The sequence below is a fragment of the Pseudoxanthomonas sp. LjRoot143 genome, from assembly GCF_964252945.1.
Lineage (GTDB): Bacteria > Pseudomonadota > Gammaproteobacteria > Xanthomonadales > Xanthomonadaceae > Pseudoxanthomonas_A.
The window spans coordinates 2,990,661-3,015,688 of the sequence record NZ_CAXUPM020000001.1 but is presented as its reverse complement, the minus strand read 5'-3'; the positions used below and the strand labels follow the sequence as shown (position 1 = coordinate 3,015,688).

The 25,028-nt window shown below is 69.2% G+C and carries 25 protein-coding genes, 1 other RNA gene, 1 pseudogene and 1 riboswitch; of the genes and pseudogenes, 23 read left to right on the top strand and 4 right to left on the bottom strand.

The window, feature by feature from the left end; translation table 11 throughout:
• Positions 1-41: 41 nt before the first annotated feature.
• The 11 genes from glyA (at position 42) to thiL (ending at position 8,549) form a co-directional block, all read left to right on the top strand.
• A complete protein-coding gene (gene glyA / locus ACSQ1W_RS14615; protein WP_436044386.1) occupies positions 42-1,295 on the top strand; it encodes a serine hydroxymethyltransferase in 1,254 nt (417 codons plus the stop codon).
• 9 nt (positions 1,296-1,304) lie between these two features.
• The gene (nrdR, locus tag ACSQ1W_RS14610) at positions 1,305-1,838 is read left to right on the top strand and encodes a transcriptional regulator NrdR (RefSeq protein WP_192272899.1); all 534 of its coding nucleotides are present in this window, start codon (positions 1,305-1,307) and stop codon (positions 1,836-1,838) included.
• A 3-nt stretch (positions 1,839-1,841) separates the two neighbouring features.
• Positions 1,842-2,357, top strand: coding sequence for a GNAT family N-acetyltransferase (locus ACSQ1W_RS14605; protein WP_436044385.1), 516 nt, complete (start codon positions 1,842-1,844; stop codon positions 2,355-2,357).
• Entirely contained in the window at positions 2,350-3,447 is a 1,098-nt protein-coding gene (gene ribD, locus ACSQ1W_RS14600; protein WP_436044384.1) for a bifunctional diaminohydroxyphosphoribosylaminopyrimidine deaminase/5-amino-6-(5-phosphoribosylamino)uracil reductase RibD, read from the top strand. Before ACSQ1W_RS14605 ends, ribD begins: the two co-directional genes overlap by 8 nt.
• A gap of 9 nt (positions 3,448-3,456) precedes the next feature.
• A complete protein-coding gene (locus ACSQ1W_RS14595; RefSeq protein ID WP_436044382.1) occupies positions 3,457-4,221 on the top strand; it encodes a class I SAM-dependent methyltransferase in 765 nt (254 codons plus the stop codon).
• An 80-nt stretch (positions 4,222-4,301) separates the two neighbouring features.
• Positions 4,302-4,482, top strand: a riboswitch (FMN riboswitch).
• Between the two features lie 137 nt (positions 4,483-4,619).
• Positions 4,620-5,222: a riboflavin synthase gene (locus tag ACSQ1W_RS14590; protein ID WP_436044381.1), complete on the top strand. Its 603-nt coding sequence runs from the start codon at positions 4,620-4,622 to the stop codon at positions 5,220-5,222.
• Complete coding sequence (gene ribB, locus ACSQ1W_RS14585; protein WP_436044380.1) at positions 5,219-6,313, top strand: 3,4-dihydroxy-2-butanone-4-phosphate synthase; 1,095 nt, start codon at positions 5,219-5,221, stop codon at positions 6,311-6,313. The genes ACSQ1W_RS14590 and ribB overlap by 4 nt, the downstream gene beginning before the upstream one ends.
• A 64-nt stretch (positions 6,314-6,377) precedes the next feature.
• Positions 6,378-6,845: a 6,7-dimethyl-8-ribityllumazine synthase gene (ribH, locus tag ACSQ1W_RS14580; RefSeq protein WP_436044378.1), complete on the top strand. Its 468-nt coding sequence runs from the start codon at positions 6,378-6,380 to the stop codon at positions 6,843-6,845.
• A gap of 22 nt (positions 6,846-6,867) precedes the next feature.
• Positions 6,868-7,335: a transcription antitermination factor NusB gene (gene nusB, locus ACSQ1W_RS14575; protein WP_343227318.1), complete on the top strand. Its 468-nt coding sequence runs from the start codon at positions 6,868-6,870 to the stop codon at positions 7,333-7,335.
• Position 7,336: 1 nt separating this feature from the next.
• A complete protein-coding gene (locus ACSQ1W_RS14570; protein ID WP_436044377.1) occupies positions 7,337-7,588 on the top strand; it encodes a helix-hairpin-helix domain-containing protein in 252 nt (83 codons plus the stop codon).
• 7 nt (positions 7,589-7,595) lie between these two features.
• Positions 7,596-8,549, top strand: coding sequence for a thiamine-phosphate kinase (thiL, locus tag ACSQ1W_RS14565; protein WP_436044376.1), 954 nt, complete (start codon positions 7,596-7,598; stop codon positions 8,547-8,549).
• 35 nt (positions 8,550-8,584) lie between these two features.
• Here the strand turns inward: thiL and ACSQ1W_RS14560 are convergent, their stop codons facing one another.
• The gene (locus tag ACSQ1W_RS14560; protein WP_436044375.1) at positions 8,585-9,964 is read right to left on the bottom strand and encodes an FAD-binding oxidoreductase; all 1,380 of its coding nucleotides are present in this window, start codon (positions 9,962-9,964) and stop codon (positions 8,585-8,587) included.
• A gap of 233 nt (positions 9,965-10,197) precedes the next feature.
• Between ACSQ1W_RS14560 and ACSQ1W_RS14555 the strand changes: the two genes are divergently transcribed.
• Positions 10,198-11,598 carry an FAD/NAD(P)-binding protein gene (locus ACSQ1W_RS14555; RefSeq protein WP_436044374.1) on the top strand — a complete coding sequence of 467 codons (1,401 nt, stop codon included), beginning with the start codon at positions 10,198-10,200 and terminating at the stop codon, positions 11,596-11,598.
• Between the two features lie 3 nt (positions 11,599-11,601).
• Here ACSQ1W_RS14555 and ACSQ1W_RS14550 read toward each other — a convergent pair whose 3' ends face one another.
• Together ACSQ1W_RS14550 and ACSQ1W_RS14545 are read right to left on the bottom strand one after the other, a co-directional pair.
• Positions 11,602-11,991: a YraN family protein gene (locus ACSQ1W_RS14550; protein WP_436044373.1), complete on the bottom strand. Its 390-nt coding sequence runs from the start codon at positions 11,989-11,991 to the stop codon at positions 11,602-11,604.
• Positions 11,981-13,246: pseudogene (locus ACSQ1W_RS14545) on the bottom strand (penicillin-binding protein activator); the annotation flags it as partial. The gene ACSQ1W_RS14550 and the pseudogene ACSQ1W_RS14545, both read right to left, overlap by 11 nt.
• 215 nt (positions 13,247-13,461) lie before the next feature.
• Here ACSQ1W_RS14545 and rsmI point away from each other — a divergent pair.
• The 3 genes from rsmI (at position 13,462) to rnpB (ending at position 14,965) form a co-directional block, all read left to right on the top strand.
• Complete coding sequence (rsmI, locus tag ACSQ1W_RS14540) at positions 13,462-14,280, top strand: 16S rRNA (cytidine(1402)-2'-O)-methyltransferase (RefSeq protein WP_436044372.1); 819 nt, start codon at positions 13,462-13,464, stop codon at positions 14,278-14,280.
• A gap of 76 nt (positions 14,281-14,356) precedes the next feature.
• Entirely contained in the window at positions 14,357-14,566 is a 210-nt protein-coding gene (locus ACSQ1W_RS14535) for a hypothetical protein (RefSeq protein ID WP_436044371.1), read from the top strand.
• 35 nt (positions 14,567-14,601) lie between these two features.
• An RNA gene (gene rnpB, locus ACSQ1W_RS14530) (RNase P RNA component class A) lies at positions 14,602-14,965 on the top strand.
• Between the two features lie 208 nt (positions 14,966-15,173).
• On the opposite strand, the gene ACSQ1W_RS14525 is transcribed toward rnpB, so the two are convergent.
• Complete coding sequence (locus tag ACSQ1W_RS14525; RefSeq protein WP_436044370.1) at positions 15,174-15,944, bottom strand: NRDE family protein; 771 nt, start codon at positions 15,942-15,944, stop codon at positions 15,174-15,176.
• Positions 15,945-16,239: 295 nt separating this feature from the next.
• Here ACSQ1W_RS14525 and mraZ point away from each other — a divergent pair, with 295 nt between their 5' ends.
• The 8 genes from mraZ to ftsW are packed head-to-tail and all read left to right on the top strand — an operon-like array spanning position 16,240 to position 25,021.
• Positions 16,240-16,710 (top strand): division/cell wall cluster transcriptional repressor MraZ, encoded by a 471-nt coding sequence (mraZ, locus tag ACSQ1W_RS14520; protein ID WP_192272864.1) that lies wholly within the window; start codon positions 16,240-16,242, stop codon positions 16,708-16,710.
• Positions 16,707-17,675 carry a 16S rRNA (cytosine(1402)-N(4))-methyltransferase RsmH gene (rsmH, locus tag ACSQ1W_RS14515; RefSeq protein ID WP_436044369.1) on the top strand — a complete coding sequence of 323 codons (969 nt, stop codon included), beginning with the start codon at positions 16,707-16,709 and terminating at the stop codon, positions 17,673-17,675. The genes mraZ and rsmH overlap by 4 nt, the downstream gene beginning before the upstream one ends.
• The gene (gene ftsL, locus ACSQ1W_RS14510; protein WP_062357749.1) at positions 17,672-17,935 is read left to right on the top strand and encodes a cell division protein FtsL; all 264 of its coding nucleotides are present in this window, start codon (positions 17,672-17,674) and stop codon (positions 17,933-17,935) included. Before rsmH ends, ftsL begins: the two co-directional genes overlap by 4 nt.
• Positions 17,932-19,779, top strand: a complete 1,848-nt coding sequence (locus ACSQ1W_RS14505) for a peptidoglycan D,D-transpeptidase FtsI family protein (RefSeq protein ID WP_436044368.1) — start codon at positions 17,932-17,934, stop codon at positions 19,777-19,779. Before ftsL ends, ACSQ1W_RS14505 begins: the two co-directional genes overlap by 4 nt.
• Positions 19,776-21,260, top strand: coding sequence for a UDP-N-acetylmuramoyl-L-alanyl-D-glutamate--2,6-diaminopimelate ligase (locus ACSQ1W_RS14500; RefSeq protein WP_436044367.1), 1,485 nt, complete (start codon positions 19,776-19,778; stop codon positions 21,258-21,260). The genes ACSQ1W_RS14505 and ACSQ1W_RS14500 overlap by 4 nt, the downstream gene beginning before the upstream one ends.
• Positions 21,257-22,636 carry a UDP-N-acetylmuramoyl-tripeptide--D-alanyl-D-alanine ligase gene (locus ACSQ1W_RS14495; RefSeq protein ID WP_436044366.1) on the top strand — a complete coding sequence of 460 codons (1,380 nt, stop codon included), beginning with the start codon at positions 21,257-21,259 and terminating at the stop codon, positions 22,634-22,636. Before ACSQ1W_RS14500 ends, ACSQ1W_RS14495 begins: the two co-directional genes overlap by 4 nt.
• A complete protein-coding gene (gene mraY, locus ACSQ1W_RS14490; protein WP_192272856.1) occupies positions 22,626-23,711 on the top strand; it encodes a phospho-N-acetylmuramoyl-pentapeptide-transferase in 1,086 nt (361 codons plus the stop codon). Before ACSQ1W_RS14495 ends, mraY begins: the two co-directional genes overlap by 11 nt.
• Complete coding sequence (ftsW, locus tag ACSQ1W_RS14485) at positions 23,711-25,021, top strand: putative lipid II flippase FtsW (protein ID WP_436044365.1); 1,311 nt, start codon at positions 23,711-23,713, stop codon at positions 25,019-25,021. Before mraY ends, ftsW begins: the two co-directional genes overlap by 1 nt.
• Positions 25,022-25,028: the final 7 nt, after the last annotated feature.

Below are 25,028 nucleotides of genomic sequence, written 5' to 3'. Positions count from 1 at the left end.
TACAATCGGCCATCCCGCCCGCCCTTGCCCCCGGAGACCCGATGTTCCCGCGCGACGCCCGCATCGAAACCTACGATCCCGAACTGGCCCAGGCCATCGCCCATGAGGCGCGCCGGCAGGAGGATCACGTCGAGCTGATCGCCAGCGAGAACTACGCCAGCCCCCGCGTGCTGGAGGCCCAGGGCAGCGTGCTTACCAACAAGTACGCCGAGGGTTACCCGCACAAGCGCTACTACGGCGGTTGCGAGTACGTGGACATCGCCGAGCAGCTGGCGATCCACCGCGTGAAGCAGCTGTTCGGCGCCGATTACGCCAACGTGCAGCCGCATTCCGGCTCGCAGGCCAACCAGGCCGTGTACTTCGCCCTGCTGAATCCCGGCGACACCATCCTGGGCATGAGCCTGGCCCACGGCGGCCACCTGACCCACGGCGCCAAGGTCAATGCGTCGGGCAAGATCTTCAACGCGGTCCAGTACGGCGTGAACGATCAGGGCCTGATCGACTACGACGAAGTCGAGCGTCTGGCGCTGGAGCACAAGCCGAAGATGGTCGTGGCCGGCTTCTCGGCTTATTCGCAGATCGTGGACTGGGCGCGCTTCCGCGCGATCGCCGACAAGGTCGGCGCCTACCTGTTCGTCGACATGGCGCACGTGGCGGGCCTGGTCGCCGCCGGTGTCTACCCGAATCCGCTGCCGCACGCCCACGTGGTCACCTCGACCACCCACAAGACGCTGCGCGGTCCGCGTGGCGGCATCATCGTCGCCAAGGGTGCCGGCGAAGAGATCGAGAAGAAGCTGCAGAGCATCGTCTTCCCGGGCATCCAGGGCGGTCCACTGATGCACGTGATCGCCGCCAAGGCGGTGGCCTTCAAGGAAGCGCTGGAGCCCGACTTCAAGACCTACCAGTCGCAGGTGGTGAAGAACGCACAGGCGATGGCGAAGACGATCATCGCGCGCGGCTACAAGATCGTGTCCGGCGGCACCGAGAACCACCTGATGCTGGTCGACATGATCGGCAAGGACGTCAGCGGCAAGGACGCGGAAGAGGCGCTGGGCAAGGCGCACATCACCGTCAACAAGAACTCCGTGCCGAACGACCCGCGCAAGCCCTTCGTGACGTCGGGCCTGCGCATTGGTACGCCCGCCGTCACCACGCGTGGCTATGGCGAGCAGGACTGCGTCGACCTGGCCAACTGGATCTGCGATGTCCTCGACGCGCCCAGCGACGAGGCCGTGCTGGCCAAGGTACGCGACAGCGTCACCGCGCAGTGCCGGAAGTACCCGGTCTACGGCTGATCGATAACGATGCATTGCCCCTTCTGCCAGCACACCGACACTCGCGTGATCGATTCGCGCGTGTCCGAGGACGGCGCCACGATCAGGCGCCGTCGCGAGTGCGAGGCCTGCGGGGAGCGGTTCTCCACGCTGGAGAACATCGAGATCAAGCTGCCGGCGGTCATCAAGGGCGATGGTCGCCGCGACACCTTCGATGCGCGCAAGCTGCGCGCCGGGTTTGACCGCGCGCTGCAGAAGCGTCCGGTGTCGGAAGAGCAGATCGAGGCCGCGGTGCGAGCGGTCATCCATGCCATCCGCATGAGCGGCGAGCGCGAGATCGCCTCGCGCAAGATCGGCGAGTTCGTCATGAGCGAGTTGCGCAAGCTGGACCACGTGGGTTACGTCCGCTTCGCCTCGGTCTACCGCAGCTTCGAGGACGTGGCCGATTTCCGCGACGAGATCGAGAAGCTGGAGCGCGACCTGCCCGCCGCCGGCCAGTTGTCCCTGCTGAGCGGCGACGTGGTCCCGTTCGACAAGCACGCGGACAAGAACAAGAAGCGCTGAGTCGTGCGCATCGAGGGGATCGGTCGGCACCCGCAGCATGTGGCGGCGCTGGCCGTACGCCATCACGCCGAGTGGGGCGCCCTGTACGACGATTGGACCTTGCAGGCGGCGACCGACGAACTGGTCGACCACACCACGCGGACCTCGCTGCCGACGACCTTGCTGTTGCTGGACGGCGAGACGTTGCTGGGCTCCGTCAGTCTGCTGCTGGAGGATGCGCCCGCGCTGCAGGACCGCGGCAGTCCGTGGCTGGGCAGCCTGTATGTACTGCCCGATGCGCGTGGCCGCGGTGGCGGCCGTGCCCTGGTGGATGCAGCAGTGGCGCACGCGGCACGGGAAGGCGTGTCCTTGTTGCGGCTGTTCACGCTGTGGCACAAGGACTTCTACGCGTCGCTCGGTTGGCAGGTAGAGGAGCGCACCACATTGCACGGTACGCCGGTGGTGATCATGTCGATCCGGCCGGCGCAGCGCGTGGCGCATACTGGCGCCCTTTCCGACGCTTGGACGACGCATGACTGATACCGCCTTCTCCGCGTTCGACCACCGGTGCATGGCGCGCGCGCTGAGGCTGGCCGAGCGCGGCGCGTACACCACGCGACCGAACCCGATGGTCGGCTGCGTGATCGTGCAGGGTGGGCAGATTGTCGGCGAAGGCTGGCACCGGAAGGCCGGCGGCCCGCACGCGGAGGTGTTCGCGCTGCAGGCGGCGGGCGAGCGCGCGAAGGGCGCGACCGCCTACGTCACGCTGGAGCCGTGCGCGCATACGGGCCGCACCGGGCCGTGCGCGGAGGCGCTGGTGGCGGCAGGCGTCACCCGTGTCGTCGCGGCGATGCGCGATCCGTTCCCGCAGGTCGATGGCGCGGGCTTCGACCGCCTCCGTGCGGCGGGCATCGCCGTGCAGTCGGGATTGATGGAGGCCCAGGCGCGGCGATTGAACCGTGGGTTCCTGTCGCGCGTGGAGCGCGGCCGGCCGTGGATGCGGGTGAAGCTGGCCACCAGTCTGGACGGCCGCACCGCGATGGCGAACGGCGATTCCAAGTGGATCAGCGGCGAGGCCTCGCGCCGCGACGTGATGCGCTGGCGCGCGCGCGCCGGGGCCATCCTTACCGGCGCCGGCACGGTGCTGGCCGACGATCCGTCGCTGACGGTGCGTTTCGGCGATGACACCGCGTTCGAGCCGCCGCTGCGCGTGGTGCTCGATCCCGGCCTGGCGACCGTGGCGCGCGGCAACGTGCGCCAGGGCACGGCGCCGACGCTCTATATCCATACGGCCGATGCCAAACCGCCGCGCGATGTCGACGTGCAGCGTGCGATCGCGCCGGCGACGGGCAGCAACTTCGACCTGCAGGCGGTGCTGGAATTGCTGGCCGCGCGCGGCATCAACGAAGTGCATGCCGAAGCGGGCGCCACGCTGGCCGGCGCGTTCCTGGCCGCGGGGCTCGCCGACGAGGTCCTGCTGTACGTCGCGCCGGTGCTGCTGGGCGAACAGGCGCGGCCGCTGTTCGGCGGCTTGGGCATCCAGGCGATGGCCGATCGCCTGAAGCTGGCGATTGTGGACAGCCGCGCGATTGGCGAAGATCACCGCCTCCTGCTGCAACCTGCCCGCTGAACGCACGCCATGGTGGCCTTCAAGGATCATTTTTCCGGCGTCGCCGACGTCTATCTCGCTTCGCGTCCCACCTATCCGGACGCGCTGTACGACGTGATCGCCTCGGCCGTGCCGGCCACCGCCCAGGTCTGGGAACCCGGCTGCGGCAGCGGACAGGCCACGCGTGGGCTGGCGGCGCGCTTCGCCCATGTGCATGCCACCGATCCCAGCGCCGCGCAGGTCGAGCGGCACTGGGCTCAGGGCAAAACCGGCGGCAACGTCAGCCTGGCCGTCGAACCCGCCGAGACCACCGCGCTGGCGGACCACAGCGTCGACCTGGTAGCCGTAGCGCAGGCGCTGCACTGGTTCGACCGCTACCGCTTCTTCGCCACCTGCGAGCGCGTGCTGCGCCCGGGGGGTGTGCTGGCCGCGTGGACCTACCAGGACATCATTTTCGAGGACGATCTGGCCGAGGTGGCGGAGAAGGTCCGCGACGACATCGATCCCTACTGGCCGCCCGAACGCGCCGACGTGGACATGGGCTACGGCGACTACGTGTGGCCGTTCGAGATCATTCCCACGCCGCGGCTGTGGCTGACGGCGGAATGGAACCTGCCCACGCTGCTGGGCTACTTCGGCAGCCTGTCCGCGACCGGCAGTTATCGCGCGGCCACCGGCGAGGACCCGGTCTACGCCCACACGCCGGCACTGGCCGAGGTCTGGGGCGATCCGCAGCGGGTGCGCACGATGCGCTGGCCGCTGATCCTGCACCTGCGCCGCAAGCCGGCCGCCTGAGCCGGCGGAACGCTCCGTTCAGAGCCGTCGCCGGACCTGGCGTGTAAAATGCGCGGGCCGGTCCGCCGGCACACCACCAACGACGTCTTCAGGGCGGGGTGCAATTCCCCACCGGCGGTAGGTGGCGCATCTTCCAGGATGCCCACGAGCCCGCGAGCGCCTTGGACGGCAGGCGAGTTCCTCGCCATCGCCGCCGAAGGGTCAGCAGATCCGGTCCGATGCCGGAGCCGACGGTCATAGTCCGGATGAAAGAAGACGGCACCGCCGAACCGCGCGCGAGCGTGGGGTCGTGCGCCTGCCTTCGCGCCCGGAGGCGTCTCCGCCCGTTCCTGCGAGAGACGCTCCATGCCTTCCACGAGTTTCCGTGCTGTCCCCGTCCTCCTTCCGGAGGTGCGCTGATGTTCACCGGCATCATCGAAGGCGTCGGCCGCATCGCCGCGCTGGATTCCGTAGGCGGTGATGTTCGCCTGACCGTGGCCGTCGGCTCGCTGCCGTTCGACGCCGTGCAGCTGGGCGAGAGCATCGCGGTGAATGGCGTGTGCCTGACCGTGATCGCGTTCGATGCAGCCAGCTTCCAGGTCGATGCGTCCACCGAGACGCTGTCGCTGACCACGCTCGGCGGACTGGCCGAGGGCGCGGTGGTGAACCTGGAGCGCGCGATGCGCCCGACCGACCGCCTGGGCGGCCATCTGGTCAGCGGCCACGTCGATGGTGTCGGTCGCGTGCTGTCCGTGCACGATGACGCGCGCGCGCAGCGTTGGCGTTTCGCCGCGCCGGCGTCACTGTCGAAGTACATCGCCAAGAAGGGATCGATCTGCGTGGATGGCGTCAGCCTCACCGTGAACGAGGTCGATACCGAAGGCTTCGAGGTCGCGCTGATTCCCCACACCGTCTCGAACACGGCATTCGCCGCCACCGCGGTCGGCGATGCGGTGAATCTGGAGATCGACCTGGTGGCGCGCTATGTCGAGCGCCTGCTGAGCGACAGGAGCGGCGCATGAACTTCGCCCCGATCCCCGAGCTGCTGGAAGAGATCCGCAACGGCCGCATGGTCGTCATCGTCGACGACGAGGACCGCGAGAACGAAGGCGACCTGATCATGGCGGCCGAGCTGGTCAAGCCGTCGGACATCAACTTCATGGTCACGCATGCGCGCGGCCTGGTCTGCCTGTCGCTGACGCGCGAGCGCTGCACGCAGCTGGGCCTGGCGCCGATGGTGCAGACCAATACCGCGCAGTTCCATACCAATTTCACCGTCAGCATCGAGGCGGCCGAAGGCGTCACCACCGGCATCTCCGCCTACGACCGTGCGCATACCGTGCGCACCGCCGTGCGTCCGGACGCGAAGGCCAGCGACCTCAGCCAGCCGGGCCACATCTTCCCGCTGATCGCCCAGCCGGGCGGCGTGCTGACGCGCGCCGGGCATACCGAAGCGGCGAACGATCTGCCGCTGCTCGCCGGCCTGGAGCCGGCCGGCGTGCTGGTGGAAGTGCTCAATCCCGACGGCAGCATGGCGCGCCGCCCGCAACTGGAGGTGTTCGCGCGCGAGCACGGCCTGAAGATGGGCTCGATCGCCGACCTGATCGCCTACCGGCTGGCGACCGAGCACACGGTCGAGCGCATCGACGAACGCGACATCGAGACCGAGTTCGGTCCGTTCCAGCTGGTCACCTACCGCGACCGCATCGCCCACGACCTGCACTTCGCGCTGGTCCGCGGCGCGCCGGACAAGGCGACGCCCACGCTGGTGCGCGTGCAGGTGGAAAACCCGCTGAGCGACCTGCTGCACTGGCGGCGTGACGACTTCGGCGTGCACGCGACCGATGCGCTGCGCGCGATCGCCGCCGAAGGGCAGGGCGTGATGGTGGTGCTGTCCGAGCCCCGCAACGCCGAGGCCCTGCTGGCGCGTCTGCGCAAGCAACCCGAGGTGCGCGCCAACGCCAAGGACGTCGGCCAGTGGCGGCGCAACGGCGCCGGTGCGCAGATCCTGGCCGATCTCGGCCTCGGCCGGCTGCGGGTGCTGGGCACGCCGCGCCGGCAGGTCGGTCTGGCCGGGTTCGGCCTCGACGTGGTCGAGTACGTCCAGCCCTGACCGGCCCCGGCAGACCGGCCGGTCGCGCCGGCTGGTAGACTTCCCCACCCCTAAGGAACCCGCCATGTCCCACTACGAAGGCGATCTGCGCGCGCCCGACGGCGCCCGCTTCGCGATCATCGCCAGCCGCTGGAATCCGCGCATCACCGATGTGCTGGTCGCCGGTGCGCGCCAGAGCCTGGCCGGCAACGGCGTGGGCGAGGATGCGATCGACGTGGTTCGGGTGCCCGGCGCGTGGGAAATCCCGCTGGTCGCCGCGCGCCTGGCCGCCTCGGGCGACCACGCCGCGGTGATCGCGCTGGGCTGCGTGATCCGGGGCGATACCCGCCATTACGAACATGTCGCCGACCGCTGCGCCGAGGGCCTGATGCGCGCGCAGCTGGACACCGGCGTGCCGGTGCTGAACGGTGTGCTGGCGGTGGAGCGCATCGAGGATGCCGAAGCGCGTGCCGGTGGCAGCCATGGCAACAAGGGCGAGGAAGCCGCGCTGGCCGCCATCGAGATGGCCCAGCTGCTGGAACAGTTGCCGTAACCCAAAAATTGCAGGAGCCGACGTGAGCCGACAACAACATCCCCACCGCAAGGACGGCGTCGATCCGGTCACGCGCGCGCGCGCGCGCCGCCGTGCGCTGCAGGCTGTCTACGCGTGGCAGATGTCGGGCGGTGAAGTGGGCCAGGTGATCGCGCAGTTCGCGCACGAGCAGGCGCACGAGATCGCCGATCTCGAGTACTTCGAAGATCTGGTGCGCGGCGTCGTGAGGCATCGCGCCTCGCTGGACGAGGCGCTGCTGCCGTTCCTCGACCGCACGGTGGAGGAAGTCGATCCCATCGAGCGTGCCGTCCTGCGCATCGCCGCCTACGAACTGATCCATCGCCTCGACGTGCCGTACCGCGTGGTGCTGAACGAAGCCATCGAAACCGCCAAGCGCTTCGGTTCCGAGCACGGCCACACCTACATCAACGGCGTGCTCGACCACGCGGCCGTGGAATGGCGGCCCGCCGAGGCGCAGGCGCGCCGCTGACGTGTCCGGCGGCGACGCACGCTTTCCCGCGGACGAACGCGATGCGCTGCTCGCCGTGAAAGGCGTCGGTCCGACCGTCGTGCAGCGCCTGGAGCAGATGGGTATCGCCTCGCTGCGGCAGCTGGCCGCCGCCGAGCCGTCGGAGATCGTCGCCAGTGCCGCCGGTCTGACCGGGTCTTCCTGCTGGAAGAACAGCCCGCAGGCGCGCGCTGCGGTCCAGGCCGCCATCGATCTGGCGCGTTCGCGCGCCTGACCCGGTCATGGGCACCGGCGAGTTCGACCTGATCGCCCGTATCCGCGCCCGCGTGGGCACGCGCGGCGATGTCGTGCTCGGCATCGGCGACGACGCCGCGCTGCTGGCGCCGCCGCCGGGAAAGCAGCTTGTCGTCACCGCCGACACGTTGAACGACGGCGTCCATTTCCCGCACGACACTGCGCCGGCCGACCTCGGTTGGAAGGCGCTGGCGGTGAACCTGTCCGATCTCGCCGCGATGGGCGCCGAGCCCGCGTGGTGCACGCTGTCGCTGTCGTTGCCGCAGTCCGATGCGGCGTGGATCGATGGCTTCCTCGACGGTTTCCTCGACCTGGCGGCACGCCACGGCATCGCGCTGGTCGGCGGCGATACCACGCGCGGGCCGCTGTCGATTTCGGTGACCGCGATGGGGCTGGCGGAGCCCGGTGAGCCGCTGCGCCGCGACGGTGCACGTATCGGCGACGACATCTGGGTTACCGGCACACTGGGTGATGCGGCCGGCGGCCTCGCGCTGCTGGATCGTACTTCTGGAGGCGCTTTGCGCGAGCGGTTGGATCGGCCGACACCACGCGTGGTGGCGGGTCGCGCGCTGCGCGGTATCGCTTCCGCGTGCGTCGATGTCTCCGACGGCCTGCTGGCCGATCTCGGTCATATCGCCTTGTGCAGCGGCGTGGGCGCGCGCGTCGATATCGATGCACTGCCGGCATCGGATGCCTTGTGCGACGCCTTCGATGGGCCGACGCGGATCGCGCTGCAGGCGGCTGGCGGCGACGACTATGAGCTCTGTTTCACCGCGCCGGCCGATGCATGCGCCCTCGTCGAGGAGCTGTCATCGAAACTCTGCCTGCGGATCACGCGCATCGGCCGCATCGTGGCGGATGAGGGCGTGCAGTCCGTGCGCGCGGATGGCGAGCCATGGACGCCGCCGCGTCGTGGCTACGATCATTTTGTGACGTCCTGAGGCTGTAGCAGCGACAAGCGTCGCTCCTGCGGGGATCACGACGGCGGCAGCACCTTGCCGGGATTGAGGATGCCGTCCGGATCGAGCGCCGCCTTTACCGCACGCATCGCGTCCAGCGTGGCCGCGTTGAATGCATCCGTCATGAAATCGCGCTTGCTCAGGCCGATGCCGTGCTCGCCCGACAGCGTTCCGCCCAGTGCCAGCACCCGTGCGAACACCTTCGGCAGTGTCGCCTGCGCGCGTGCGGTTTCATCCGCGTCGCCGTCGTCGTACATGATGTTGACGTGCAGGTTGCCGTTGCCGGCGTGACCGAACACGACGATCGGCAATGCCGCCTCGTCCGACAGGACTTCCATGGCGGCCACGAGATCCGGAATGCGCGAAACCGGCACCACCACGTCCTCGTTGATCTTGCCGGGCTTGATCGTGCGCAGCGCCGGCGACAGCGCGCGCCTCGCCGCCCACAGCCGGTCGCGCGCGGCACCGTCCTGCGCGACATCCAGCGCGAGCATGCCGTCACCCTCGGCCGCGTCGGCCAACGCCTGCAGCGCATAAGGCAGCGTGTCCTCGTCGCCGTCGGCTTCGACCAGCAGCATCGCGCCGGCATCGGGCACGTCGCTGCCGTTGCGGCGGATCAGCGCGATCGCACTGCGGTCCATGAACTCCAGCATCGCCGGTGTCGCCGGCCGCGCCATGATGCGCGACACCGCGGCCGCCGCGGTGGCCGCGTCGCGGTACAGCACGCGCAGGCCGGCCTGCGCACGCGGTCGTGGCGCGAGCTTCAGTGTCGCCTCGACGATGATCGCCAGCGTGCCCTCGCTGCCGACGATCAGGTGGGTGAGGTCGTAGCCGGTCGCGTCCTTGGTATACGCGCCGCCGCAGCGGATCAACTCGCCCGCACCGGTCACGGCGACCAGGCCGAGCACGTTGTCGCGCGCGGTGCCGTACTTCACGGCGCGCGGCCCACCCGCATTGGTGGCGAGATTGCCGCCCACGCTGCAGGCATCCGCGCTCGACGGGTCCGGTGGCCAGAACAGGCCGTGCGGCGCGAGCGCATGCTGCAGTCCGCCGTTCAGCACGCCCGGCTGAACCACCACGCAGCGGTCCGCGGCGCGGATATCGACGATGCGATCCATGCGCGCAAACGACACCACCACGCCGCCCGGCATCGGCACCGCCGCGCCGGTCGTGCCGGTGCCGGCGCCGCGCGCGACGATCGGTACGCGATGCTCGCGGCACGCGCGAACCACGGCGACGACATCGTCCTGCGTTGATGGCAACGCGACGGCTGCCGGCATCGCCCATCGCCGCGAATCGTCGCCGCCGAAGGAACGGCAGGCCTCGCCGGTCAGCCAGCCGTCGCCGAGACGGATCGACATCGCATCATGCAGTGCGGGGGGCAGCGTTCCATCCATGCGGACATTGTACGGATCGTTCGCTCGCTGTCCTGCCCTGATACTGCGCCGGCATGTGCACATGCCGCTTCGCTATGTCCATCCGGGATCCCGTGTCAGCGCCGGTAAATCAACGTCTTCGCGCGCAGCGCGATCGTCCGGCTTCCCTTGTGCGTGTCGCGCTAACCGATTCCTTACATCCGTCTGAGACGCGGCTGCTAGAAATCGGCCGGCCCAATCGACCGGAGACATACATGCGCATCACCATCGTGGGAGCGGGTTTCAGCGGCAGCGTACTGGCGACGCAGTTGGCATCGGCAGAAGAAGGCGCACCGGAGATCTGCCTGGTCGGCGTGGGCGAGACGTTCGCGCGCGGCATAGCCTACGGGCAAGCGCGTCCGGAACACCTGCTCAACGTGCGCGCCGGCCTGTTGGGGACGCATCCGGACGGACCGGACGACTTTGCGACGTGGCTCAGCCTTGGCCCGCGCGGCCGCGACGAATTCCTGCCGCGCGTCGCATACGGCGACTATCTTGCCGAACGCCTGCGTGAGGCGCATGAAGCCGCCGGCAATCTGTCGCTGATACGGCAGGAAGCCATCGCGATCACACGCGTCGGCGAGGGCTATCGCGTGCACCTGGACGATGGCGGCTACTTCGCCAGCGACCGCGTGGTGCTGGCGCTGGGTGCGTTGCCGCCGCAACGTCTGGCGGGCATCGGGCCGCGGCTCGCGCAGAGTCCGCGCTACATCGGTTGGCCCTGGCAGGACGACGCGCTGGAACGCATCGAGACGGACGCACGCGTGCTGATCGTCGGTACCGGGCTGACCATGGCCGATGTGGCGGCGACGCTGGCCGCACGCGGACATCGGGGCGGACTGACCGCGATCTCGCGCCATGGGCTGTTGCCGCGCGCGCATGCCGCCGTGCCGGGAGCGGCCATCGAACTGCCGCCGAGCATCCGCCAGGCGCTGGGCGGACGCTACCTGCGTGCATTGCTCGCTGCCGTCCGCTCGCTCGTCCATGTCGCGCCGGACTGGCGCAGCGTGGTGGACGGTCTGCGACCCCACACGCAGGCGTTCTGGCGCAGCCTGCCAGACGCGCAGCGCGCGCGGTTCCTGCGCCACCTGCGGTCGCACTGGGAAGTGGCGCGGCATCGCATCGCACCGCGCGTCGCCGAGGTGATCGAGGGGCTGCAGGCGAGCGGGCAGCTTCAGGTGCGCGCCGCGCGCCTGCTGCGCGCCGGCCTGCGCGCGCAAGGAGCGGAAGTGCTGTTGCGGGGGCGTGGCGAAGAGCAGGCGGATGTGGCGCAGTACGACTACGTCATCCGCGCCACCGGGTTGGACACCGACATCGTGCGCACGACGCATCCGCTGGTGTCGCACCTGCTGGAATCGGGCTTGCTCGCCGCCGACCCGCATGGACTGGGCGTGGAGGTCGGCGACGACCTGCAGGTGCGGGATCGCCACGGCGCGCCCGTGCGCGGGCTCTACTGTCTGGGTCCGCTGCTGCGTGGGCATCTGTGGGAAATCACCGCGGTGCCCGAACTGCGCACGGCGGCCGCCGCGCTGGCGACCACGCTGAGGGCGGGGACGTCGTCATCGCAGCGCCGGCACGGGCTCGCGCGCGAACTGCTGCTGTCGGCCGGGCTGTAGCGGTCAGACCTCGTCCGCGCGGAAGGCGTCGCGGATCCACTCGAACTGCGGCGCGTCGGGATCGCCCTGCGCGTCGACCACGTCGAAGCGGCATGGTGCGTCGACGAGCGTGGGATGGTCCTGCAGGAAGCGCTGCGCCGCATGCACCAGCCGGCGGCGCTTGCCGGCATCGATCGATGCGGTGCCGCCGCCGAACGCCTGCGAGCGGCGGTAACGCACCTCGACGAATACGACGGTTGCCGCACCGGGCCGGCTGGCGTCCTGCATCACCAGGTCGAGTTCGCCACCGCGGTAATTCGCGTTGGTGGCGAGCTCGGCCAGTCCTGCTCGCCGCAGCAACTCGCGCGCGGCGACTTCGACGGCGCGCCCGCGGGCGCGCCGGTCAACCGCCATCCGCGATGGGGGCAGGGCGGCCAGCGGTGAAGGTGGACCACGACGGCGTGCGCACCACGTTGCCGAAGCCGTCCAGCTGCAGGCGGCCGGTGGCGCCGCGCAACTCGGTGTTGGCGCCCAACGCCAGCTTCTCGAGATACGCGGTGAGCAGCCAGGCGTCGTAGCCGAACGCGAACAGGCGCGCGGCCGGACCGCGGGCGGTCGGCACGCGCTCGCCGGTGACGCTGGCGGCGGGCAGGGCCGGCACGCCACGCGAGGTCCAGGCTTCGGTCGGGAACGCGATGCCATCCAGTGCCATGTCTTCTTCGGGTTTTCCGGTGCCCGAGGTCAGCTGCGAGGTGCCCACGCGCGTCTTGCCGCCCAGGCCGGCCAGCGCCAGCTGCGGCGTCAGCGCGCGCGCGGTATTTCCGCGCACCGCCAGGAACACCGCATCGGCGCCTTCCTGCGCGGCGGTGGCAAGCACGGCCGACAGATCGCCCGGGACATCCTGCACGCGGATCACGCGCGTGACCTTGCCGCCGCGTTCGGCGAAACGTTCGGCGAACGCCTGCGAGGCGCGGCGTCCGTTGTCGTCGCTGCCTTCGATGACGAGCGCCGTCCGCCGCTCGCGCGCGAACAGATACTCCGCTGCGGCCAGGCCGTCGTCTTCGGGCGCCAGCGAGAAACCGGCGTTGCCCTCCGGCACGGCCACCATGCCGCGGTTGAGCACCAGCAGCGGGGTGGCCAGCTGCGGTTGCTGGAACAGTGCGCTCACCTCGTCGCGACCGAGTGGACCGATCACGAAGTCGGCGCCCTCGGCGGTGGCGCGCGCGTAGGCGGCGGTCGCGCCGGCGGCAGTGCCGGTGGTGTCGTAGAACTGGATGTCGGGGCGGCGGCGGCGTTCGCCGTAGTAACCCGCGAGCAGCCCGTCACGCACGGGTGCGGCTGCGGTGGCGAGGTTGCCCGACAGCGGCAGCAGCACGGCCAGCTTCACCGGCGGCCGGTAGCCGTCGGACTCGGCAGGCGGGCGATTGGCGGTATCGAAGCGCCATTGCGTGCCGCGGTCGAACGGACGCGGCAGCGGCAGGCCGCGGCGTTGCAGCGCACGGCCGGCGAAGTTGTACAGCGGGTCGCCCGAGGGCAGGGCCGCGGCATCGCGGGTGAGGGTGGCGTCGTCCAGCGTGGCCAGCAGGCGGTCGATTTCGCGCGCGTTGTCGCTGCGTGCCTGGCCGGTGAGGGCGGCATCCTGGCGAGCCAGCGTCGCGGCGTTGGCGAACGCCGGCGCAAAACGCGCCGCCGAGGGGGTGGGACCTGCGCCCGGCGTGGTCGCGCAGCTGGCCAGGAGGGCGAGCAGCAGCAGGGCCACCAGGGTCCGGGCGGGACGGATGCGGGCAGAAAGCGTGCGGGCGACAGGCAGGTCCAAGGGCATCGTCGGTGTTCAGGCAGGGGAACCGGCTACGATTCTACCCCCAGCCACCGAGCCCCACTGGAATGCCAGCCGGAACCCTGTTCATCGTCGCCACCCCGATCGGCAACCTGGGCGACCTGACGCCGCGCGCGCTGGAGACCCTGCGGGGCGTGGCGGCGATCTGTGCGGAGGACACGCGCCGCAGTGGCCAGCTGATGTCGCACTTCGGCGTGTCCACGCCGTTGCTGGCCCTGCACGAGCACAACGAGGATGCCCTGGCCCAGCGCGTGGTCGAGCGCCTGCTGACCGGCGACTCCCTCGCCCTGGTCAGCGATGCCGGTACCCCGCTGGTCAGCGATCCTGGCTTCCGCCTGGTCCGCGCCGCGCGTGCGGCGGGGATCAAGGTCAGCCCGTTGCCGGGCGCGTGTGCCGCCATCGCCGCGCTCAGCGTGGCGGGGCTGCCCAGCGACCGGTTCACCTTCGAAGGCTTCCTGCCAGCCAAGGCCTCCGCGCGCCGCGAACAACTGCAGCGACTGGCCGGCGAGACACGCACGCTGGTGTTCTACGAGTCCTCGCACCGTATTGCCGAATCGCTGGCCGACATGCGCGCGGCTTTCGGCGATGAGCGCCCGGCGGTGCTGGCGCGCGAGCTGACCAAGCTGTTCGAGACCGTTCTCGACGGCACGCTGGCGGACCTGCACGCGCAGGTCGAAGCGGACGACAACCAGCGCAAGGGCGAGTTCGTGGTGATGGTGCAGGGCGCCGGCGACGACCTGGAGGCGCGCCTGGTCGAAGGCCGCCGCGTCTATGCGCTGCTCAACGAGCATTTGCCGCCCTCGGCCGCCGCCAAGCTCGCCGCCGAGATCACCGGTGCGCCGAGAAAAGCCTTGTATGGAAGCTAGGGAAGGCAATCCCTATCGGCCACCGCTAGCTCATGAACTCGACGTTCCGGTGGGGAGCGCGTCGAGATGGGTTCGCGTGATCTTCCAGGCGGTGCCGCTGCATCTGCTGGCCTCTGCCGTTGCGATGGCGGTGACGCTCGGGCCACTGGGCCTGCTGCCGATGTTGCCGGATCGTCCATCCGCATGGGGGCTGGCGGCATTCATTGGGGCGTGGTTGATGCTGCCGTTGCTGGTCCGACCCCTCATCGTGCGTTGCTGGCGACGGGCGCGCCTACTGTCGCGGTAACGTCGTGCCGTCCGGCATGAGACAATGTGCTCGGCGGAGTCGGCCAGACAGTCGCGTCATCGATCGTGCTTGCCATGATGGATGCCGAGGAAAGTCCGGGCTCCACAGGGCACGGTGCCAGGTAACGCCTGGGCGGCGCGAGCCGACGGAAAGTGCAACAGAAAGATACCGCCGAACGGTTCTTCGGAATGCGTGGCAAGGGTGAAATGGTGCGGTAAGAGCGCACCGCGAGTCCGGCAACGGACCGGCACGGCAAACCCCACCGGGAGCAAGACCAAATAGGGAGGCTATGCTGCGGCCCGCAGTGTCTCCGGGTAGGTTGCTTGAGCGTAACGGTGACGTTGCGCCTAGAGGAATGACTGTCCACGACAGAACCCGGCTTACCGGCCGGCTCCGCCGCTTTTCAAAGCGCCACCGGCGCTTTGAAAAGCCCCAAGGTTTGCGGCGCAAACCTTGGGCCCCGGGCCGTTGGCCTCCATACCCCCGCTCGCGCTGCGCGCTCGCCGCCCCCTGACTCAGGGGGCTCAGAAGAGCGTGGGACGCGACAGTTTCTACCGTAGGAGCGACGTTAGTCGCGACCGCGGATCTTCAGGGCCGAGAGACTCGGCTATGCGCCGCGACCGATCCGCAGCGTCGTCTCTCCCTCGAACGCCCCGTCCGGTCCGAATCTCCGCTCACTGATCCATCCATGCCCCGCATGGTCGATGGCGATCAGGGTGCTGGCGCGGGTGCCGTAACGGTCGCCGCGGATGAAGGCGGGGGACAGCATGCGCTCCAGTTCGATGCCGACGCCCGTATCGGGCAGGTAGTCGTCGGGCGCCTGCGTCTCGTCCGCCAGCGCCTGCCAGAGCGGCGACACGTCCTCATCGTCCGAGGTCAGCCAGGCGGCCAGGCGTTGCTTCAGCGCCATCGTCTTCGGCCAGGGTTCGTCGAGGTCGCCATTGGAAAGACCGTGCACGCCCGGGGCGAGCGAGAGCCGGCGGGGCGTGGGGTAGTTGCTGAGGTACTCGCAGTCCTCCGTGTCGGCCAGCAGCAGGTTGAAGGGCGCGAAGACCTCTGCGGCCACCAGCAGGCCGGTGGCGCGATGGTCGGCACTGTCGGGCGATTGCAGGAACCCCGCCGCCAGCTGGCCACGGGACGGGGCGCCCGGCACCTGGATGGCCGGGTCGCGCACGTTGGTCACCACCGCCATCCGGCCGCCGGCGTCCACGCCGGCCCAGGTTCCGCCCGACTGCAGGTCCTGCCCCGCCATCAGGCCCGGCGACGTCACCCAGTGGGCGAGCGGTGCGGTGGGGCGGCCGTGGAACTCGTCGCGGTTGCCGGCCAGCAGCAGGCGCCAGCGTGGGTGGACTTTCCAGGCGAGGGCGACAAGGCACATGGGCCGATTCTGGGCTCCCGGTTTGCGCAGTTCCACTCCTGCCGAGGCGCCGATGCCAGCGTTCGTGTGAAACGACGGTCACCTCACTGAATCATTCCTCAATCTCAAAATTTGAGACGAAACAGCAACTTGTGGATAAGGCTTGAACAAGTCTCTGAAGTTTGCTGCAAGCCATTGATCCGCCAAGTGATTTCAGGTCGTTCTTCCTGTTGACAACCCTGTGCGCGCTGCTAAGGTGGGCAACAGAGGGAAAACCGGGTTTTCAGTGGTTTTTCGTGGTTCAATTGATCGCTCAATGAGCGTCGGGAAGGCAGGGGCTGTGTTTCAGGGTGAGACCGCCATCACAGTGGACGACAAGGGACGGCTCGCGGTGCCCACCGCGTACCGCGACCTCGTCGCGCGCGAGTGCGGCAATCGCCTGGTGATCACCTACAACCCGTTCGAAGGCGGCAGCCTGTACCTGTACCCCGAGAAGGTCTGGCAGCGCGTCCGCGACGACGTCAGCAAGCTGCCCAGCACCCAGAAGGCGCACCGCAGCCTGCAGCTGAAGCTCATCGGCGCGGCATCACCGGTCGAACTGGACGGCAACGGGCGCATCAGCATCCCGGCCAGCCATCGCAGCGCGGTGGGCATCGAGAAGAAGGCCGTGCTGCTGGGCATGGGCGAGAAATTCGAACTCTGGAGCGAGCAGGCGCACCACGCGCAGATCCGTCAGACCCTCACTGACGACGATCTGAGCGCACACATGCTCGAGCTGCGCTTGTGAGCACCGGTGACGGCAAGCGGCAGTCCGCGCCGGCCGGTCACCTCCCAGCGCTGCACTTGCCGGTGTTGTACACGCAGGTCATGGAAGGGCTGCAGGTGAAAGAGGACGGAACATACCTGGACGGCACCTTCGGGCGCGGAGGCCACGCGCGCGGCGTGCTGCAACAACTCGGCCCGGGAGGCCGGCTGCTGTTGATGGACAAGGATCCCGACGCGATCGCGCATGCCGAACAGACGTTCGCGGGCGATGCGCGCGTGTCGATCTTCCGCGGCAGCTTCGCCTCGCTCGCGCAGTGGAACGAAACCGCCGCAGGGCTCGACGGCGTGCTGCTGGACCTGGGCGTGTCGTCGCCGCAACTGGATGTCGCCGAGCGCGGTTTCAGCTTCGGCAAGGACGGCCCGCTCGACATGCGCATGGATCCGGAGTCCGGCGAAAGCGCCGCCGCGTGGATCGCGCGCGCCGACGAGCGCGAGATCGCCGACGTGCTGTGGACCTACGGCGAGGAGAAGCAGAGCCGCCGCATCGCGCGCGCGATCGTCGCCCGTCGTGCCACCCAGCCGTTCATCCGCACCGGCGACCTGGCCGCCGTGATCGCGTCGGTGATGCCGCGTGGCGAGAAGATCCACCCGGCCACGCGCAGCTTCCAGGGCATCCGCATCCACATCAACCGCGAGCTGGCCGACCTCGAAGCCGGGCTGGACGCGGCGCTGGCGCGACTGAAGGTCGGTGGCCGGCTGGCGGTGATCAGCTTCCATTCGCTGGAAGACCGTATCGTCAAGCAGTTCATCAACAGGCACGCCAAGGCACCGCCGGCCAATCGCCGCCTGCCGGTGGCGATCGACTTCACCCCCACGCTGCGCGCCATCGGCAGTGGGCAGAAGGGTGAGGCCGACGAGATTTCGTCCAACCCGCGCGCCCGCAGCGCCGTGCTGCGCGTGGCGGAGAAACTGGAGGTGGCCGCATGAGCCGCTTCCTGATCATCGTGCTGGTGTTGGCCAACATCGCCTCGGCGATCGGCGTGGTCTACGCCCGCCATCGTCATCGCGTGCTGTTCGACGAAGTGACGCGGCTGGAACGCGCGCGCGACGAGCTGAACGTCGAGTTCGGCCGGCTCCAGCTCGAACAGGCCACGGTCGCCGAGGCCACGCGCATCGACCAGGTCGCGCGCGTGCGCCTGGGCATGAAGTCCCCGGAAGCGGCCGACGTGGTGGTGATCCGCCCATGAACGCCGCGCCCACGAAGAACCGCAACCGCGCCCGCTTCAACCTGCGCGGCCGTCTGGCGCTGGTGCTCGGCGCGATGGGCCTGTGCTCGGTCAGCCTGGTCGGTCGTGCGGCCTACGTGCAGCTGATCAACCACGATTTCTACCAGCGGCAGGGCGATGCGCGCTTCCTGCGCGAGATTCCGATTCCGACCTCGCGCGGCATGATCACCGACCGCAACGGCGAGCCGGTGGCCGTGTCGTCGCCGGTGGAATCGGTGTGGGGCAATCCACAGGAACTGCTGAAGACCCCGGATCGCCTGCCCGAGCTGGCGCAGGCGCTGGGCGTGCCGCTGAACCATCTGACCAATCGCCTGTCGCAGAAGGCCGACAAGGAATTCCTGTACCTCAAGCGCCGGATCAATCCGGACGAGGCGCAGAAGATCCTTGCGCACAAGATTCCCGGTGTGTTCTCGCAGCGCGAGTTCCGTCGTTTCTATCCGCAGGGTCCGGCGATGGCCCACGTGCTGGGCTTCACCAACATCGACGACCGCGGCCAGGAAGGGCTGGAACTGGCCTTCGACGAATGGCTCAGCGGCACGCCGGGCGCGCAGAAGGTGATCCGCGACAACCGCGGCCGCATCGTCGAGAACGTCGACCTGATCCGCTCCGCGCAGCCGGGCAAGGAGCTGACGCTCAGCATCGACCGCCGCATCCAGTACCTGGCGCACCGGGAGTTGCGCAATGCGCTGCTCGAGCACCAGGCCAGCAGCGGCTCCATCGTGATCATGGACGTGGCCACCGGCGAGGTGCTGGCGATGGTCAACCTGCCGACCTACAACCCCAACGCGATCGATCGGGTGAAGCCGGACGCGCGCCGCAACCGCGCGCTGACCGACATGATCGAGCCGGGCTCGACCATGAAGCCGCTGACGGTATCGACGGCCTTGAAGGCCGGCGTGGTCACGCCGTCGACGCTGGTCAACACCAATCCCGGCTACATGGCGCTGAACAGCCGCTACACCATCCGCGATGTGCCGCGGAACAACGGCGTGCTGACCGTCACCGGCGTCATCACCAAGAGCTCCAACATCGGCTCGATCAAGATCGCCGAGAAGCTGCCGAACGCCTACTTCTACGAGAGCATCCACAGCTTCGGCTACGGCCAGAAGCCGGGCAGCGGCTTTCCGGGCGAGTCCGCCGGCATGCTGGCGCCGCCGGATCGCTGGAACGGCCTGCAGAAGGCGACGATGTCGTACGGCTATGGCCTGGCGGTGACGCCGCTGCAGATCGCGCGCGCGTACTCGGCGCTGGGCAACGGCGGCAAGCTCGTGACGCCGACGTTCGTGAAGGGCCAGCGCGGCGAAGCGCCGCAGGTGCTGGATCCGGCGATCGCGCACGAAGTGGTCGGCATGATGGAAACCGTGGTGACCCAGGGCGGTGCCAAGCGTGCCGGCGTGCTCGGCTACCGCGTGGCCGGCAAGACGGGTACGGCGCGCATCGCCTCGGGCGGCGGCTATGCGAAGGGCCGCTACGCCTCGTTCTTCGCCGGTCTGGTGCCGGCCAGCAATCCGCGCTTCGCCGCCGTCGTGGTGATCAATGATTCGCAGGAAGGCGGCTACTACGGCGGTCTGGTGGCGGCGCCCGTGTTCCATGACGTCATGGACGGAACGTTGCGCCTGATGGACGTGCCGCCGGACGACATCGAGTCCTGGCTCGCCGCACAGGCCAAGAACACGCACAAGCCAGGCGCGGCCGCGCCGGCTGCCGTGCCGACCCCCATCGCCGATGATGTCATCGACACGACGGACCCGTCCGCGTTCGATGCGCCGCAGGCCGCGCTGCCGGCGACGGGGGCGACGCGATGAGGCGGATGATGGCGCTCGCCGAACTGCTGCCGGACGTCGACGTGCCGCGCGACATCGTCGTGCGCGGACTGACGCTGGACAGCCGCAGCGTGCAGTCCGGCGATGCCTTCGTCGCCATCGCCGGTTTCGGCGCGCACGGCCTGAACTTCGCCGCGCAGGCGAAGGAAAACGGCGCCAGCGCGATCCTGTTCGAAGCGCCGGTGCCGGATGGGCTGGAGGCGCCGCGCGATGCGATCGCCGTGCCCGGCCTGCGCGCGCGCATGGGCACGATGGCGGACCGCTTCCATGCGGCGCCGTCGCACGACATGAAGATGGTCGGTGTCACCGGCACCAACGGCAAGACCTCGACGGTGCAGTTGCTGGCGCAGGCCTGGCACCTGCGCGGCGTACGCTGCGCGACCGTCGGTACGCTGGGCGCCGGCATGTACGGCGAAGTGGTGCCGACCGGTTTCACCACGCCGTTGGTGCTGCAGATGCACGCGCTGCTGGCGCAGTTCCGCGACGCCGGCGCCAAGGCCGTCGCGATGGAAGTCAGCTCGCATGCGCTGGACCAGGGCCGCGTGGACGCCGTGCACTTCGATGTCGGCGTGTTCACCAACCTCACCCGCGACCACCTGGACTACCACGGCGACATGGAGCGCTACGGCGCCGCCAAGTCGCTGCTGTTCGCGCGCGAAGGCCTGAAGGCCGGTGTCATCAACCTTGACGATGCCTACGGGCGGGATCTGTTCGGGCGCCTGCCGCACGGCCTGCAGCGCATCGGCGTGAGCTCGCGCGGGCAGGGCGAGGCGGTCGTGCGTGCGGATGCGCTGCGGCTGGACGGCAGCGGCATCGCCTTCGACCTGGTCATCGGCGAGGACTCGCAGCCGGTGCAGTCGCGCCTGCTGGGCCGCTTCAACGTGGACAACCTGCTGGCGGTGGCTGGCGTGCTGCATGCGCTGGGCGACACGACCGCCGAGATCGCGCGCACGCTGGCGCGGCTGGCGCCGATCCATGGCCGGATGAACCGGCTCGGTGGTGATGCCGACGCGTCCGGCAATCGTCGCCCGCTGGTCGTCATCGACTACGCGCATACGCCGGACGCACTCGAACAGGCGCTGGCCAGCCTGCGCGACCACGTCCAGGGCCGGCTGTTCTGTGTGTTCGGCTGCGGTGGCGATCGCGATACCGGCAAGCGTCCGCAGATGGCCGCCATCGCCGAGCGTCTGGCGGATGTGGTGCTGGTCACCGACGACAATCCGCGCACCGAGGATGGTGACCGCATCGTCGCCGACATCATGGCCGGCTTCGCGAAGCCCGACGCGATCCTCGTGCAGCGCGACCGCGCGCAGGCGATCGCGCAGGCGGTGGCGCAGGCCGGACCCGACGACATCGTGCTGGTGGCCGGCAAGGGCCACGAGCCGTACCAGGAAATCCACGGCGTGAAGCACCCGTTCGACGACACCGCCGTCGCCCGGCAGGCACTGGAGGACCGTCGATGAAGCGGCTTCCCCTTTCCCTGCTGGCGCACTGGGCGGGCGGTGAACTGATCGGCGACGACCTGGTGATCGGTTCACTGACCCATGACACCCGCACGCTGGTGCCCGGCAGTCTGTACGTCGCGTTGCGCGGCGAGCGTTTCGACGGCCATGATTTCGCCTACGACGCCTCCATGCGCGGCGCCGCCGCGGTGCTGGTCGATCATGAAGTGAAGGTCGATGTGCCGCAGGTGGTGGTGCCGGACACGCAACTGGCGCTGGCGCGGATCGCCGCGGGCCTGCAGCGCGACCGCGTCGAGAAGACGGTCGCCATCACCGGCAGCAACGGCAAGACCTCGGTGAAGACGCTGGTGGTCTCCATCCTGCAGCGTGCGGGCGTCACCTACTTCAATCCCGGCAACCGCAACAACGAAATCGGCCTGCCGATGGCCGTCATCGACGGCCCGGACGATGCCGACTTCTCGGTCTACGAGATGGGCGCGGGCAAGCCGGGCGATATCGCCTACCTGACCGACATCGTCACGCCGGAAGTCGCGCTGGTGAACAACATCGCGGCTGCGCATCTCGAGCGCATGGGTTCGCTGATGGGCGTGGCCGAGACCAAGGGCGCGATCTATGACGCGCTGCCGGCCGACGGCACCGCGGTGATCAACGCTGACGACGCCTTCGCCGAATACTTCGCCAGCCGCGTGCCCGACCGCCGCATCCTGCGCTTCGGCCTGGACGCGACCGCCGACCTGACCGCGCGTGACATCCGCGCGACGGCGGACGGTTCGGATTTCGTGCTGGTGGCGCCGCATGGCGAAGTCGCCGTCGAACTGCAGCTGCCGGGCCGCCACAACGTACTCAATGCACTGGCCGCGGCCGGCGTCGCGATGGCCTGCGGCGTGTCGCTGGCGATCATCGCCGACGGCCTGTCGGCTGCGCAGCCGGTCGCCGGCCGCCAGGTCGCGCGCACGTTGCCGAACGGCGCGGTGGTGATCGACGACAGCTACAACGCCAATCCCGGCTCGCTGATCGCCGCCATCGACACGCTCGCGGCTGCCAGCAGGCAGGCGGGCGGCGAGGGCTGGCTGGTGCTGGGTGACATGCGCGAGCTGGGCGCCGACGAACAGGCGCTGCACGCCGAGATGGGCACCCGCGCGAAGGCCGCCGGCCTGCGTCGCCTCTACACGCTGGGCCCGCTCAGCGCCGCCGCCGCCGCCGCCTTCGGCGAAGGCGCGCATTCATTCCAAGACCACGCCTCGCTGGCCGACGCCCTGCGCGCCGACCTGCGGGCCGGCGTGCGCTGTCTGGTCAAGGGTTCGCGCGGCAGCGCGATGGACCGGATCGTCGCCGCCCTGCTGTCCACCGGGGAGGACGCATCGCATGTTGCTTGAACTGGCTCGCTGGCTGCAGAGCCTGGAAAACTTCTTCGGCCTGTTCGGCTACCTGACGTTCCGCGGCATCCTGGCCGCGCTGACGTCGCTGGCGCTGTCGCTGTGGCTGGGGCCGGCGGTGATCCGCAAGCTCGGCCAGCTGAAGGGCGGCCAGCCGATCCGCAAGGACGGCCCGCAGTCGCACTTCTCCAAGGCCGGCACGCCGACGATGGGCGGCGCGTTGATCCTGATGACGGTGCTGCTGTCGGTGCTGCTGTGGGGCGACCTGCGCAACAAGTACGTGTGGGTGGTGCTGCTGGTGATGCTGACCTTCGGCGCCATCGGCTGGTACGACGACTGGATCAAGATCGTCAAGCGCGACCCCAACGGCCTGAAGTCGCGCTGGAAGTACCTGCTGCAGTCGATCTTCGGCCTGGCGGCTGGCCTGTACCTGTACCTGTACGCCGACGTGCCGGCGGCGACGACCTTCTACGTGCCGTTCTTCAAGTCGATCGCGTTGCCGCTGGCGGGCATCGGCTTCGTGGCCATCGCGTATTTCTGGATCGTCGGCTTCTCCAACGCGGTCAACCTGACCGATGGCCTGGACGGCCTGGCGATCATGCCGACCGTGCTGGTGGCCTGCGCGCTGGGCGTGTTCGCCTATGCCTCCGGCAACGCGGTGTTTTCCAACTACCTGCAGATCCCGCCGGTGCCGGGCGCGGGCGAGCTGACCATCATCTGCGCGGCGATCGCCGGCGCGGGCCTCGGCTTCCTGTGGTTCAACACCTATCCGGCGATGGTGTTTATGGGCGACATCGGCGCGCTGGCGCTGGGCGCCGTGCTGGGCACCATCGCGGTGATCGTGCGCCAGGAACTGGTGCTGGTGATCATGGGCGGCATCTTCGTCATCGAGACGTTGTCGGTGATGATCCAGGTGGCGTCGTTCAAGCTGACCGGCAAGCGCGTGTTCCGCATGGCGCCGATCCACCACCACTTCGAACTAAAGGGTTGGCCCGAGCCGCGCGTGATCGTGCGCTTCTGGATCATCTCCGTCGTGCTGGTCCTGATCGGCCTGGCCACGTTGAAGGTGCGCTGATGAACGACACGCCGCGCCAAGCCACGCGACTGGAAGCCATCGGGGGCCGCTTCGACCCCTGGTTGCTCGGCGCCATGCTGGCGCTGGCCTCGCTCGGCGTGGTGATGGTGGCGTCGGCGTCGATCTACCAGCACGGCAATCCGTTCTACTACCTGATCCGCCACGGCATGTTCCTGGTGGCCGGCGCAGGCCTGGCATGGTGGGTGACGCGCACCGAGCTGAAGAGCATCGAGGCGCGCAACCATTTGCTGCTGCTCGGCTGCGTGGTGCTGCTGCTGATGGTGTTCGTGCCCGGCCTGGGTGTCAGCGTGAAGGGCGCGCACCGCTGGATCAACCTGGGCGTGTCGAACTTCCAGGTGGTCGAGGTGGTGAAGGTGTTCTTCATCGTCTGGCTGGCCAGCTACCTGGTGCGCTTCCGCGATGAAGTGAATGCCACCTGGGCGGCGATGCTGAAGCCGCTGGGCGTGGTGGTGCTGCTGGTCGTGCTGCTGTTGCTGCAGCCCGACTTCGGTTCGTCCTCGCTGCTGCTGGCGATCACCGCCGGGATGCTGGTGCTGGGTGGCGTGAACATGCCGCGCATGTTCGGCCCGGTGCTGGTGGGGCTGCCGATCCTCGCCATCGTCGCGATCGCCGAGCCCTATCGCATGCGCCGCCTGACGTCGTTCTCGGATCCGTGGGCCGATCCGTTCGGCAGCGGCTACCAGCTGACCAACGCGCTGATGGCGATCGGGCGCGGCGAGTGGGGCGGCATCGGCCTGGGCGGCTCGGTGCTGAAGCTCAACTACCTGCCGGAAGTGCATACCGACTTCATCTTCTCCGTGATCGGCGAGGAACTCGGCTTCGCCGGCGTCTGCCTGGTGGTGGCGCTGTACGCGCTGCTGGTTGGCCGCGCCTTCGTCATCGGCCTGCGCTGCGTGGAGATGCGCCGTCACTTCGCCGGCTACGTCGCCTTCGGTGTGGCGCTGTGGATCGGCATGCAGAGCTTCGTGTCGATGGGCGTCAACCTAGGTCTGCTGCCGACCAAGGGCCTGACCCTGCCGCTGATTTCCTCCGGTGGCTCCAGCATCCTGATGACCTGCGTGGCGATGGGCCTGCTGCTGCGCGTGTCCTACGAACTGGAGCGCACGCAGCGCCAGGTCGCGCTGCGCGGCGAAGCCGTCCAGGGCGCCGGCGATGCGCCGCGCGTGCCGACCGACCCGCGCCCGGCTCCGGCCGCATCGGCATCGGCCGCTGCATCGTTGTCGCAGACGCTGCGTGGCACCAGCCGCCCGCAGCAGCGCATCGAGCCGACCTTCGAGAGGCTGGCATGAGCGCGAC

Bases quoted from the DNA above. Each gene is read 5' to 3' on its own strand.
- glyA (WP_436044386.1), top strand. From the start codon at position 42: ATGTTCCCGCGCGACGCCCGCATCGAAACCTACGATCCCGAACTGGCC.
- nrdR (WP_192272899.1), top strand. From the start codon at position 1,305: ATGCATTGCCCCTTCTGCCAGCACACCGACACTCGCGTGATCGATTCG.
- ribD (WP_436044384.1), top strand. From the start codon at position 2,350: ATGACTGATACCGCCTTCTCCGCGTTCGACCACCGGTGCATGGCGCGC.
- ACSQ1W_RS14595 (WP_436044382.1), top strand. From the start codon at position 3,457: ATGGTGGCCTTCAAGGATCATTTTTCCGGCGTCGCCGACGTCTATCTC.
- ACSQ1W_RS14590 (WP_436044381.1), top strand. From the start codon at position 4,620: ATGTTCACCGGCATCATCGAAGGCGTCGGCCGCATCGCCGCGCTGGAT.
- ribB (WP_436044380.1), top strand. From the start codon at position 5,219: ATGAACTTCGCCCCGATCCCCGAGCTGCTGGAAGAGATCCGCAACGGC.
- ribH (WP_436044378.1), top strand. From the start codon at position 6,378: ATGTCCCACTACGAAGGCGATCTGCGCGCGCCCGACGGCGCCCGCTTC.
- thiL (WP_436044376.1), top strand. From the start codon at position 7,596: ATGGGCACCGGCGAGTTCGACCTGATCGCCCGTATCCGCGCCCGCGTG.
- ACSQ1W_RS14560 (WP_436044375.1), bottom strand. From the start codon at position 9,964: ATGGATGGAACGCTGCCCCCCGCACTGCATGATGCGATGTCGATCCGT.
- ACSQ1W_RS14555 (WP_436044374.1), top strand. From the start codon at position 10,198: ATGCGCATCACCATCGTGGGAGCGGGTTTCAGCGGCAGCGTACTGGCG.
- ACSQ1W_RS14550 (WP_436044373.1), bottom strand. From the start codon at position 11,991: ATGGCGGTTGACCGGCGCGCCCGCGGGCGCGCCGTCGAAGTCGCCGCG.
- rsmI (WP_436044372.1), top strand. From the start codon at position 13,462: ATGCCAGCCGGAACCCTGTTCATCGTCGCCACCCCGATCGGCAACCTG.
- ACSQ1W_RS14525 (WP_436044370.1), bottom strand. From the start codon at position 15,944: ATGTGCCTTGTCGCCCTCGCCTGGAAAGTCCACCCACGCTGGCGCCTG.
- mraZ (WP_192272864.1), top strand. From the start codon at position 16,240: ATGAGCGTCGGGAAGGCAGGGGCTGTGTTTCAGGGTGAGACCGCCATC.
- ftsL (WP_062357749.1), top strand. From the start codon at position 17,672: ATGAGCCGCTTCCTGATCATCGTGCTGGTGTTGGCCAACATCGCCTCG.
- ACSQ1W_RS14505 (WP_436044368.1), top strand. From the start codon at position 17,932: ATGAACGCCGCGCCCACGAAGAACCGCAACCGCGCCCGCTTCAACCTG.
- ACSQ1W_RS14500 (WP_436044367.1), top strand. From the start codon at position 19,776: ATGAGGCGGATGATGGCGCTCGCCGAACTGCTGCCGGACGTCGACGTG.
- ACSQ1W_RS14495 (WP_436044366.1), top strand. From the start codon at position 21,257: ATGAAGCGGCTTCCCCTTTCCCTGCTGGCGCACTGGGCGGGCGGTGAA.
- mraY (WP_192272856.1), top strand. From the start codon at position 22,626: ATGTTGCTTGAACTGGCTCGCTGGCTGCAGAGCCTGGAAAACTTCTTC.
- ftsW (WP_436044365.1), top strand. From the start codon at position 23,711: ATGAACGACACGCCGCGCCAAGCCACGCGACTGGAAGCCATCGGGGGC.